Annotated in this window: 9 protein-coding genes and 1 pseudogene; 4 read left to right on the top strand and 6 right to left on the bottom strand. The window is 70.9% G+C overall.

Going from position 1 to position 11,431, the window contains the following annotated elements; all coding sequences use genetic code 11:
- The first annotated feature begins 9 nt into the window (after nucleotides 1–9).
- Together ACWEOE_RS13590 and ACWEOE_RS13585 are read left to right on the top strand one after the other, a co-directional pair.
- Nucleotides 10–1,173 carry a Gfo/Idh/MocA family protein gene (locus tag ACWEOE_RS13590; RefSeq protein ID WP_452007988.1) on the top strand — a complete coding sequence of 388 codons (1,164 nt, stop codon included), beginning with the start codon at nucleotides 10–12 and terminating at the stop codon, nucleotides 1,171–1,173.
- 15 nt (nucleotides 1,174–1,188) lie between these two features.
- Nucleotides 1,189–2,196 (top strand): sugar phosphate isomerase/epimerase family protein, encoded by a 1,008-nt coding sequence (locus ACWEOE_RS13585; RefSeq protein ID WP_452007985.1) that lies wholly within the window; start codon nucleotides 1,189–1,191, stop codon nucleotides 2,194–2,196.
- Here the strand turns inward: ACWEOE_RS13585 and ACWEOE_RS13580 are convergent.
- The 4 genes from ACWEOE_RS13580 to xylA all read right to left on the bottom strand — a co-directional run bounded on the left by ACWEOE_RS13580 (nucleotide 2,193) and on the right by xylA (nucleotide 5,469).
- Complete coding sequence (locus ACWEOE_RS13580) at nucleotides 2,193–3,245, bottom strand: cytochrome P450 (RefSeq protein WP_452007983.1); 1,053 nt, start codon at nucleotides 3,243–3,245, stop codon at nucleotides 2,193–2,195. The genes ACWEOE_RS13585 and ACWEOE_RS13580 overlap by 4 nt on opposite strands.
- A gap of 80 nt (nucleotides 3,246–3,325) precedes the next feature.
- Nucleotides 3,326–3,406 (bottom strand): tryptorubin family RiPP precursor, encoded by an 81-nt coding sequence (locus ACWEOE_RS13575; RefSeq protein WP_452008221.1) that lies wholly within the window; start codon nucleotides 3,404–3,406, stop codon nucleotides 3,326–3,328.
- Nucleotides 3,407–3,575: 169 nt separating this feature from the next.
- Nucleotides 3,576–4,223: a hypothetical protein gene (locus ACWEOE_RS13570; protein WP_452007981.1), complete on the bottom strand. Its 648-nt coding sequence runs from the start codon at nucleotides 4,221–4,223 to the stop codon at nucleotides 3,576–3,578.
- A 97-nt stretch (nucleotides 4,224–4,320) separates the two neighbouring features.
- Nucleotides 4,321–5,469: a xylose isomerase gene (gene xylA / locus ACWEOE_RS13565; protein ID WP_452007979.1), complete on the bottom strand. Its 1,149-nt coding sequence runs from the start codon at nucleotides 5,467–5,469 to the stop codon at nucleotides 4,321–4,323.
- 99 nt (nucleotides 5,470–5,568) lie between these two features.
- On the opposite strand from xylA, the gene ACWEOE_RS13560 reads away from it, so the two are divergent.
- The gene (locus tag ACWEOE_RS13560) at nucleotides 5,569–6,732 is read left to right on the top strand and encodes an ROK family transcriptional regulator (protein WP_452007977.1); all 1,164 of its coding nucleotides are present in this window, start codon (nucleotides 5,569–5,571) and stop codon (nucleotides 6,730–6,732) included.
- Nucleotides 6,733–7,020: 288 nt separating this feature from the next.
- Here the strand turns inward: ACWEOE_RS13560 and ACWEOE_RS13555 are convergent.
- Nucleotides 7,021–7,227: pseudogene (locus tag ACWEOE_RS13555) on the bottom strand (FAD-dependent oxidoreductase); the annotation flags it as partial.
- A gap of 51 nt (nucleotides 7,228–7,278) precedes the next feature.
- Here ACWEOE_RS13555 and ACWEOE_RS13550 point away from each other — a divergent pair.
- Nucleotides 7,279–7,944: a hypothetical protein gene (locus ACWEOE_RS13550; protein WP_452007974.1), complete on the top strand. Its 666-nt coding sequence runs from the start codon at nucleotides 7,279–7,281 to the stop codon at nucleotides 7,942–7,944.
- A 191-nt stretch (nucleotides 7,945–8,135) separates the two neighbouring features.
- Here ACWEOE_RS13550 and ACWEOE_RS13545 read toward each other — a convergent pair whose 3' ends face one another.
- Nucleotides 8,136–11,375 carry a S8 family serine peptidase gene (locus tag ACWEOE_RS13545; RefSeq protein WP_452007971.1) on the bottom strand — a complete coding sequence of 1,080 codons (3,240 nt, stop codon included), beginning with the start codon at nucleotides 11,373–11,375 and terminating at the stop codon, nucleotides 8,136–8,138.
- Nucleotides 11,376–11,431 lie beyond the last annotated feature (56 nt).

The raw sequence follows: 11,431 nt of genomic DNA, 5'->3' as shown, positions 1-11,431 counted from the left end.
CTCCCGGGCATGGCCGACGAGATCGGCGTCGGGATGGTGGGCTACGCCTTCATGGGCGCGGCCCACTCCCAGGCGTGGCGGACCGTGCACCACGCCTTCGACGTGCCGCTCACGCCGAGGATGGCCGTCCTGTGTGGACGCGATCCAGCGGCGGTCTCGGCCGCGGCGGCGAAGCTGGGCTGGGCCGCCGTGGAGACGGACTGGCAGCGGGTCGTGGCGTCCGACGAGGTGGGGCTCGTGGACATCTGCACGCCCGGCGACTCGCACGCGGAGATCGCCCTGGCCGCGCTCGCCGCCGGGAAACACGTGCTGTGCGAGAAACCGCTGGCCAACTCCGTCGCGGAAGCCGAGACAATGGCCGTGGCTGCCGCGGAGGCGGCGACGCGCGGGGTACGGTCCATGGTGGCGTTCAACTACCGCCGGGTGCCGGCGCTCGCGTTCGCGCGGACGCTGGTGGCCGAGGGCCGGCTGGGGGAGATCCGGCACGTGCGGGCGCAGTACCTGCAGGACTGGCTCGTCGATCCGGAGTTCCCGCTGGTGTGGCGGCTGCGCCGCGAGCACGCCGGCTCCGGTGCGCTCGGTGACCTCGGCGCGCACCTCGTGGATCTCGCGCAGTTCCTCACGGGGTCCCGGATTTCGGGCGTGAGCGCGGTGTCGGAGACGTTCGTGCGCTCGCGCCCGCTCGTGGCGTCGTCCTCGGGCCTGGCGGGTTCGGCGGGCACGGCGCACGGCGAGGTGACGGTGGACGACGCCGCCCTCTTCACCGCCCGCTTCGAAAACGGTGCCCTCGGCACCTTCGAAGCGACAAGGTTCGCCGCCGGGCGCAAGAACGCGATGCGCATCGAGCTCAACGGCGCCGCGGGCAGCCTCGCCTTCGACTTCGAGGCCATGAACGAACTGCACTTCCACGACCACACCCAGGATCCGTCGGTCGCGGGGTACCGACGGATCCTGGTCACCGAGCCGGCGCACCCGTACGTGGGCGCGTGGTGGCCGCCGGGGCACGGTCTCGGGTACGAGCACACGTTCACCCACGAGGTCCGCGATTTCCTCGTGGCGCTGGGCGAGGGCAGCGACCCGGCGCCGTCGTTCGCCGACGGGCTGCAGGTGCAGCGGGTGCTCGACGCCGTGGCACGCAGCGCCGCCGCCGATTCCGTGTGGACCATCCTGTAGAAGGGGAGTTTTTCGATGGCACGACCGCTGACGTTGTTCACCGGGCAGTGGGCAGACCTGCCCTTCGAGGAGGTCTGCCGGCTCGCGAGCGGCTGGGGTTACGAGGGCCTCGAGATCGCGTGCTGGGGCGATCACTTCGAAGTCGACAAAGCGCTTTCCGACGGTGGTTACGTGCGGTCCAAACTGGACACGCTGGCCAAGTACGACCTGCGCGTGTGGACGATCTCCAACCACCTCGTGGGCCAGGCGGTGTGCGACCACCCGATCGACGAGCGCCACGAGGCCATCCTGCCGGCCCGCATCTGGGGCGACGGCTCACCCGAGGGCGTCCGGCAGCGCGCGGCCGCCGAGATGATGGACACCGCGCGGGCGGCCGCTCTGCTGGGAGTGTCCACTGTGGTCGGATTCACGGGATCGTCGATCTGGCACACCGTGGCGATGTTCCCGCCGGTGCCGCAGTCGATGATCGACCGGGGTTACGAGGACTTCGCCGCCCGCTGGCACCCGATCCTGGACGTGTTCGACGAGGTCGGCGTGCGCTTCGCCCACGAGGTGCACCCGAGCGAGATCGCCTACGACTACTGGACGACGGTGCGGACCTTGGAGGCCATCGGCCACCGCGCCGCCTTCGGGCTGAACTTCGACCCGTCGCACTTCGTGTGGCAGGACCTCGATCCCGTCGGGTTCCTGTGGGACTTCAAGGACCGGATCTTCCACGTGGACTGCAAGGAGGCCCGCAAGCAGCTCAACGGCCGGGGCGGCCGCCTCGGCTCGCACCTCCCGTGGGGCGACCCCCGCCGCGGCTGGGACTTCGTCTCGACCGGCCACGGCGACGTGCCGTGGGAGGACGTGTTCCGCATGCTCAACGCCATCGGTTACGACGGCCCCGTCTCCGTGGAGTGGGAGGACGCCGGCATGGACCGCCTCACGGGCGCGCCCGAAGCCCTGGAGTTCCTGCGGCGCTTGAACTTCACCCCTCCGACGGCGGCGTTCGACTCGGCGTTCTCGGTGAAGGCCGACTAGCCGGCGTACCGCCCGACCCGAACCCCGACGGCTTCCAGCAACCCGGCGAGCGGCACGGTGACGTCGCTCTGCCGGGGATCGACCGAATAGCCGTCGCGACGGAGGAGATCGAGCAGCCGGGTGGCCAGTGGCATGACCATGTGGCGGCCCCAGCAGCGTTCGTTGACGTGGCCGAACGGCAGGTAACCCGGCTGGTTGTCGGGGTCGAGGTCACTCCAGCGCTGCGGCCGGAACTCGTCGGGGGCTTCCCACAGCCGCGGGTCGCGGTGGCTGAGCAGCGGCAGGATCAGGACGTCGTCGCCTCGGCCGATCCGCTCGTCGACCTCGGGGAACTCGGCCGACGCCCGGCGCAGCAGGTTCCACGACGGCGGCAGCAGCCGCAGCGCCTCGTTCAGCAGGTACTCGTCCGGCACGTCCTCGTCGAACGGCGAACCGAGCCAGAGCGTGGCGGTGACGAGCGCGGAGACGGTGAAACAGACGGTGCTCGTGATTCGGCGGTACAAGGTCATCGCGCGCCGCCGTTGGCGGTAATCCGGGGCAGTGGCGGCGAGACCTGCGACCGTGGACACCGGGTCGTTCTCGCGCGGCCCGCCCGGCAGTGCGGCGCCCGCTGCGATCACGGCGAGGCTCAGCTTGGGGGTGAGCTCCAGGTTTCGGTTCACGAGGACCTTGAGCCGGTGGGGATCGTCGCCGAAGATCAGGTCGCGCAGGTAGTTGTGCCCGGTCAGCGGCCACTCGCCGGACAGGTCGACGTGGTCCTCCAACGGCTTTTTCAGGGCCACCCGCACGTCGTGGCCCACCGCCTGCATCAGCGTGGCTGCCTCGCGCCGCGGGACCGGTGTCCTGCTCACCGGTTTGAACGTCGGCCGTTCGATATCGGTGGCCGGCCGCGCCCGTAACACCGCGTCCATTTCCTCGGCCCCGGCTACGCCGATGGTGTCTTTTTCCAATCGGAAGACATCGGTGCCGCGATATTCGCGTAACAACGCGTCGAGCCGCGGGGCGAACTTCGTCTTTCGCGCGAGTCGGCTCGTTTCGGAAATGCTCACGATCATCCCTCGGTTCCGGGGTGCGGCGCCCGGGGATCCGCCCGGGCGCCGCGCTGTTCCAGCTGATCAGGCCTGGTGGCTCACAGCCAGATGTACCAGGCGTAGGCCTTCAGGCTCTTGCGCGCGGACAGCTTGTTCTTGACGAAGAATGCGAGCTTCACAATCAGAACCTCCCGTTGTCGAACTGGCGACCGTTGGCCCCAGCTGCCACCATTTCGTGGCTCATCAACGACTACCAGGCAGGTTTGTTGTCAGCAATGGACAAGTCCGATCGTGCACGACGGCACGGGAAAAACGGGTAGCGTGCGTTTTCGGCGAGGCGCCGCGCCGTTACACTGATGCCGCCGCCGGCTCGGCGTGGTGGCTCGCGGTGGTGCTCGGGGGCGCGGCATGGGCCGCGACCCGGTTGCCGACCATGATCACACCCACGACGAGCGCCAGCGTGGCGCACATCATCCCGATCACGGCGAGCGCCTTCACCGGCCGTCGTCCGATGCACCCCACGACGCCCAACGCGAACGCCACCACCGCGAACGGGAACGCGATCCACGACCGCACGTGGTCCAGCGGCAGCGGGAGGAACGGCACCACCAGACCCAGCACGCCGAACACCAACGCCAGCGCGCCGGGCGCGGCACTCTTCTCGGGTCCCTGCCGGGCCTGGGCGGCTTGCCCCGGCCAGGGCTGCTGAACCGGCGCGCCGAATCCCTGGTGGCCCGGCGCGCTCGGGAAGGGGGCCGGTTGGTGCGGCGCCGCGCCGAGGCCGGTGGTTGCGGGCGTGCCGACAGGACCGGCGGTGCCCGGCCCCTGCGCCGTACCTCCGGTCGGCCACGCCTGTTGCGTTCCGCCGGTCAAGCGGCCCGACTCGTCGGCGCTGCCGGACAGGGAGCCCGGTGATCCGGCCGGCCCGGGGGTGTACCGGGGCACCGGTCCCTGCGGCGGTGGGGGAAAGTCGTCCTGCTGGGGACCGTCGGTCATGGTGGGGGACTCCTCGGTGGTGGGGACCGTTCGCGAGATCACAAGATAGTCGTCCGGACCATTCCGCGACCAGTGAACGGCCCCCGCCGCCCGAGAATCACCGGGTGCCGAGCAGGTGCTCCAGGGCCAGCTGGTTCAGGTGCGTGAAGTGGTAACCGCGCTTGCCCGCGGCCTCGACGTCGAAGTCGTCCGCCGCCAGGTCGTCCAGGGTCTCGCCCGGTGCGGCCGTGGGCACCGACAGCTCGTCGACGCGCGAGGCCGCCAGGGCCGCGACCACGTCCGGGTCGGCGCGGAAGGCGGCGGCCTTTTCTTTCAGGATCAAGTACATCCGCATGTTCGCGGCGGCCGAGACCCACACGTCGGCGGGGTCCTCGGTGCGCAGCGGCTTGTAGTCGAAGTGGCGCGGGCCCTCGTAGCCGGCGCTCTCCAGCAGGTCGACGAGGAAAAACGCCGACGTGAGGTCACCGTGGCCGAAGATGAGGTCCTGGTCGTACTTCGGGCCGTGCTGGCCGTTGAGGTCGAGGTGGAAGAGCTTGCCCTGCCACAGCGCCTGCGCGATGCCGTGTACGAAGTTCAGGCCCGCCATCTGCTCGTGGCCCACCTCGGGGTTGAGGCCGAACAGCTCGGGCCGCTCCAGCCGGGAGATGAGCCCCAGCGCGTGGCCGATCGTGGGCAGCAGGATGTCGCCGCGGGGCTCGTTGGGCTTGGGCTCGAGCGCGAAGCGGATGTCGTAGCCCTGGGACACGGCGTAGTCGGCCAGCAGGTCGAGGCCTTCCTTGTACCGGTCGAGCGCCGCGCGCACGTCCTTCGCCGCGTCGGATTCGGCGCCCTCGCGGCCGCCCCACAGCACGTACGTGGAAGCGCCGAGCTCGGCGGCCAGGTCGAGGTTGCGGCGCACCTTCGTGAGCGCGTAGCGGCGGATGTCGCGGTCGTTGCTGGTCAGGCCGCCGTCCTTGAACACGGGGTGTGTGAACAGGTTCGTGGTCGCCATCGGCACCTTCAGGCCCGTGGCCTCCAGTGCCGCCTTGAACTTCTTGATCGCGGCGTCGCGGTCGGGCTCGGTGGCGAGCAGGTCGTCGTCGTGGAAGGACACGCCGTACGCGCCCAGCTCGGCCAGGCGGTGCACGCTCTCGACCGGGTCGAGCGCCGGTCGCGTCGCCACGCCGAACGGGTCCGCGGCCGGCCAGCCCACGGTCCACAGGCCGAACGTGAACTTGTCGTCCGGGGTGGGCGTGAAGTCGGTCATGGCGATCCCTTCATTTAGTTCACGTTATAGACTAAATACTGCGCCGCACCGGCCCGCGAGTCAAGGACCGCCGGTACAGTGCCGAGAGGAGGTCGGGGGATGACGCAAGCGGTGCGGCACGACTCCATGCGCGCGCGCAACCTCGAGCTGGTCCTCGGCGAGGTCAGCCGTCGCGGTCCGCTTACCCGGGCGGCGCTCGCGGAGCTGACCGGCCTCACCAAGACGACCGTGTCGAAGCTCGTCGCCGACCTGCTCGACGCCGGTTTCCTCGCCGAGACGGGACCGGCCCCGGCCCGCGCCGGCGAACGCGGCCGCCCCGGCGTCGAGGTCGTGCTCTCCGGCGCGCGCGTGGCCTCGCTCGGGCTGGAGATCAACGTCGACTACCTGGCCGTCTGCCTGCTCGACCTGGCTCGCGAGGTGCGCTTCACCGAACGCCGCGAACGCGACAACCGTGGCGCCCGTCCCGAGGAAGTGCTGGGGGAGCTGCAAAACCTGGCCGAGGCGGCCCTCGCGGCCGCCGGTGACCTGACCGTCGCCGGCGCGGTGCTCGCCGTCTCCGGCCTGGTCGGCGACGGCGTGCTCTTCAGTGCCCCGAACCTCGGCTGGGCCGACGTGCGCGCCGCCGACATGCTGCACCTGCCCGTGTCCGTCACCGTCGACAACGAAGCCAACCTCGGCGCACTGGGCGAGCTCTGGTTCGGCGCCGGCCCACCCGACTTCCTCTTCGTCTCCGGCGAGGTCGGCATCGGCGCCGGCCTGGTCGTGGGCTCGGAGCTCTTCCGCGGCCCCCACGGGCTCGCCGGCGAGCTCGGCCACGTCGTGGTCTCGCCCGACGGCGCCCGCTGCCGCTGCGGCGCGTCCGGCTGCCTGGAAACCTATGCGGGACAAGAAGCCCTGGTCACGGCGGCGGGCGTGCCGAGCGTCGCGGCGCTGCTCGAAGCGCTCGACCGCGACGACGCCGCGGCCACCCGGGCCACCACCGCGGCCGGCGAGGCGCTCGGTCTGGCGCTGTCCTCGGCCGTCAACCTGGTCGACCTCGACCACGTGGTCCTCGGTGGGGTGTTCGTCCCGCTCTTCCCCTGGCTCGCGCCCGCCGCGGATGCCGTGCTGTCCGCGCGTCTGGGCCGGCTGCGCGGCTCCGTCCCGACACTGGCACCGTCCACTGTGGATGGCGAAGCCGCGACGCTGGGCGCAGCCGGCCGCACGATCCACCGCGTCCTCGCCGATCCCGGCCCGTTCCTCGGCCGCGCCGGAGATCGTTAGCGGCGTTCGGTCACCTTCCTTGACGACCGCGTTCGCCCGAGTGGCGCAGGCGGAATCCCGGAAGGGCAACGAGGGCACCTGTTCGCACGTTGCCGGGGCGGCGGGAGATTGCCCCGCGAGTTCGCGCGTGGCTAGCGTTCGGCCTCCGAAGAGCAACTCACTGGCGTCGACGAGGTTGTCGTGCACGCCGTTGGCGTTGCCCGAAACCGAAATGCGGCGCAGCGTGTTGGGCGGGTTCTGGTAGAAGCCGAAGTAGATCCGCAGGGAGTGCTCACCCGGCAGGTCGAGCCGACCACCGGTTTCGGTGCCGGGCACCGGAATGCTGCGGGCCTTGCCGCCGAGAGCGCGGCGCTCGTACACGGTGACGTCGAAGCCGCGCTCGGCGAGATCGTGCGCGGCGGTCAGGCCGGCGATCCCGCCGCCCAGCACCGCGACGGTGCCCCCGGTCGCCGTGTCGGCGGGCGAGGCCGAAGCGGGAGCGGCCAGGCCGCTCATCCCGGCCAGCCCCGCGACCCCCGCCGCGGTACCCATCAGGAACGTCCGACGATGGGCTTGTGTGCGCCCATCATCCACCACCTCGTGATCAGCGTTGCGCCAAAAGGAAAGTCCGAAGCGCGGCCGGGCACCCCGCCACCCGCCGCACCCCGCAACCTCTCCGCGCAGTACGGCGACGGAAGCGTGAAGGAGATCATCTCCGCGATCTTCGGCGAGTGGGACAAGCCGGGCATCCTCTTCGGCAAGCCCGCGAAGCAGCTCACCCGCGACCAGATCACGCAGGAAGTGTGGGCGCAGATCAAGCAGAGCCTCAACGACACGGGCGAGACCGTCGTCGACGATGCCTCGCTGGTGACCTCGATCCTCGACCCGGGCGTGTCCGGGCTCGGCGGCCCGAACCCCCAGGACGCCGACCAGCTCTTCGTGCACCCCACCGGTTCCTGGCTCAAGCGTCCCACCTCGCGCACCATCCCGAACCTCGCCCTCGCCGGCGACTACGTGCGGGTCCCCATCGACGCGGCCGCCATGGAGGGCGCGAACACCGGCGGCCGCATGGCCGCGAACGTCGTGCGCGACGCCACCGGCTCGTCGGCGTCTCGCGCGGCCGTTTTCGGCCAGTACAGCGCACCCGAGTTCGAAGCCCTCAAGACCGAGGACGCGCAGCGGTTCGCCGCGGGCCTGCCGAACACGTTCGACGTGCCGGCCCGCGGCATGTGACCACCTGATCGTTTGACGAGAACCGCCCCGGAACCGACGGGTTCCGGGGCGGTTCTCGTGTGGTGTTCCGTCACGGTCGCGGCGCAGGGCGTGCTCGGCCGGCCGAGCACGGACTCCCGAAAGACTGTGTGCTCCGAAGACGGCGGGCTGAGCCCCCGAAAGGGAACCCGGCCCGCCGCCCACAACGGAACTCAGCTCACCGCACGCACCAGCACCGTGCCGTTGCCGACGGTCTTGCCGGCGTCGTCGACCACCGACAGCCGGCCGCGCAGCACACGACCGGCCGCGGGGGCCTGCGACGCCGTGACGACACCGGGCACGGTCCACGTCGAGCCCGACGCGTGGGCGGCCACCGGGTCGGTCACCGAGACGGTGCCGAGGGCCGGGTTGGTGAACACGTCCAGGTAGTCGTACGCGGTGGTCCCGGCGGGCACCGAGTACCCGTCGACGAGTGCGAGCCACTTGCCCGCGGCCGGGTTCTGGATCGTCACCGACTCCTCGGAGTCACCGTCCGCGCTCTGGCCCGCCGCGACGCACGAGCCGCTCGTGCAGTTGTAGACGACCAGGTCCAGGTCGGCGGCGGCGTCGGCGGTGCCGCCGATCGTCACCGTCAGCGAGGACGAGCCGGGCAGCACGTCCACCGGGAACTGCTGCTGCGCGCCTTCGGCGATCGACGGCCGCTTGATCGACGCGCTGCCGAACGTGCTGCCCACCACGTGCCCGGTGAACGCCTTGAGCGTGTTCTTCACCGTGTACGTGCGCGCCAGCCCGGTGCCCAGCGGGGCCGACGCGATGTCGTCCGGGTTCGGGGTGATCGCGGTGCCCAGCGCCGAAACCGTGAGCGAGTACGGCGCGGTGTCCACATCGGACGTCCGTCGCGCTTCCACCGTGATCTCCCAGACGCCCGGCAGCGGGTTGGTCAGCGTGCGGCTGGTCGGCGTGCCGCCGATGCAGCCCGCGCCCGCGTCGGGGTTGTAGCAGTTGGTGGAAGTGTTGCTGTCGACCGGAACACCGGTCGGGTCGTAGCGCAGGAAGCGCACCTGCCCCTTGCCCGGGTCGCCGCCGCCGGTCAGGTCCACCTGCAGCGAGCTCGCGCCCTGCGGCACACGCAGGAAGTAGCTCACCGACTGGTTGCGCCCGATCTTGCCCGACGCGGTGAAGATGCCCGACGCCGGGAATTCGGCCGGCGCGAAGACCGTGTTCATGGTCTGTGCGTCGACGCCGATCGTCAGCGGGTTGTCCAGGTACAGCAACGCCGAGTGCGCCCCGGCCGTCTTCGGGTTCACCTTCACGGCGAAGGAAACCGGCTTGTTCAGCGGCAGGCTCAGCAGCGAGCCCGAGGAGAAGGTACCGTCGTTGCCCACCCACCGTGCGAAGTACACCACCGGACGCGAAGAACCGGACGTGCGCGTGAGCGTGTACGTCCGGGTGTAGGACTTCCCGACGGTCACCCCCTCACGGTCGTGGATCCCCACCCCGACACCCGGCGCCGGCTTCAGCAGGTTGGCCTGCACCGTGTGCACGTCGACCGCGGTGGTCACGGCGTCCGGCTTCGGGTTCAGCGAGAGCGCGACCCACGCGGCGGGCACGTTGAACAGTCCGGCGCCCTGCTCGTACGCGCCGATCCCCGGCACGAACCGCGCCGTGGACTTGATCGCCGAACGCAGCGCGGCCACCGGCGGGCGCTGCCCGTGGTGCGTCGCCTTGTACGCGCTCACCAGTAGGGCCGCCGCGCCCGTCGCCTGCGGCGAGGCCATCGACGTGCCCTGCAGCATCGCGTAGCCCGCGGGCAGCGCGTACGTGCCCGCGACCGGGCCCGGCGCCTCCCACCGCGGCACGGTGGAAATGGCCGCACCGGGCGCGATGAGGTCGGGCTTGAACCCGCCGTCCTCGCGCGGCCCGCGCGAGGAGAACGGGTGCAGCGCCTCGGCTTTGTCCACCTTCGAGCCGTAGTTCGACAGCCACGTCTGGCGCGTGATGTAGGAGCCCACGCTGATCGCGTCCGTGGCCACCGATGGGTCGCCGACGGAGTTCGCGCCCGCGCCGGAGTTGCCCGCGGAGATGAAGATCTGCACGTTGTACTCGGCGATGGTGCGGTTGTAGAGCTCGGCGCGCGCGTTGTTGCCGTCGTTGAGCGCCGGCAGGCCGCCGATGGAGATGTTGATCACGTCGGCGCCGTGGCTCGCGGCGTAGACCACGCCGTCGAGCAGGCCGCTGTTGGTGCAGGAGTCCGTGGTGAGGCACACCTTCACGGCCATCACGTTGGCGCCTGGGGCGGCGCCGTCCATCTTGCCGCCGAACAGGTCGTTGCCGGTCGCGATGCCGGCCACGTGCGTGCCGTGCTCGGCACCCGCGATGCCGATGTTCACGAAGCCGGGGTGGTCGGTCTGCACCACGAACGCCATGCGCTCGGCGCGGTCGGTGGCCGGGTCGTCGGTGCCGAAGTAGCCGACGTCGAAGTTCTTGGCGTAGTCCGACATCGGCTTCTCGTCGGTGAAGTCGCCGTCGCCGTCGAGGTCCACGCGCACCTGCTTGTTGGCGGTGTCGAGCAGCACGCCCCAGGAGTCGGCGCGGTCGCCGTCTCGGTTGAGGTCACCGCCGGTCTCGCTGCCGGCGCCGCCGAGGTCGCCCGAGGTTTCGGTGAACAGACCGAAGGTGTACGGCCCGCCGGTGGTGGGCGCGGTCCACTCGCGGTTGTTCGAGGAGAACACGCCGGAGTAGGTCTGAGCCGACTGCTGCACCCACGTGCCGTCGCCGGAGTTGGTGGCGTTGGCGTTGTACCAGTCGACGATCTTGCGGTCGCCGTGGCTGGTCTTGGCCAGCGCGGGGCTGTCGAGGTCCACCCCGGAGTCGAGCACGGCGACGGTGGTGCCCTTGCCGTCCCAGCCGCCGAAGGTCTGGCCGAACTGCGCGGCGTAGGTGTCGCCGGTGGGCAGGTACGGGTTCACCCGCGGCGTGTTCTTGCCCGGCGCCGGCTGCGGGATGGGGCTGGCCGCGCCTTCGGGCTTCGGGTCGTCGCGGTGGATGAGGCCGTCGACGTCCACGGCGTCGACCGACGTGAGCTTCGCGGCCTTCTCGGCGTTCGCCACGGGCACGGAAACCTTGACGTAGTCGAGCTTCGCGTCGGTGGACTCGACCACACCGCCGAGTACCTCGAGGTCGTTCACGGCGGCGTTCGACCGTCCGCGCTCCGCGGCCACCAGCAGCGTCACGGTGCGCTTGCCGGCGCGCTGGGCTTCGGCCACGAGCGCGCGGTCGCCGTCGTCGAGGGTCTTGGCGCTGTCGGTGCTGGGGGAGGCAGGAGGTAGGAGGGGGGAGATCGGGGGCTGCGCGGCGAGCGCGGCCGGCACCCCGACGGGTGCGACGCCGAGAGCGGTGGCGAGAAGGGTGATCCCGGCCCGCCGTCTCCAGCGCGAGGTGTGCTGTGTCATCGGAGAAGTACACAGGTCGGGACCATCGGCATCAATCAGACAGTCAGCCGATACCG

This window comes from Amycolatopsis sp. NPDC004368, from assembly GCF_053602515.1.
Note: the sequence above shows the minus strand (reverse complement) of the source record. Positions and strands in the feature narration are given on the sequence as shown.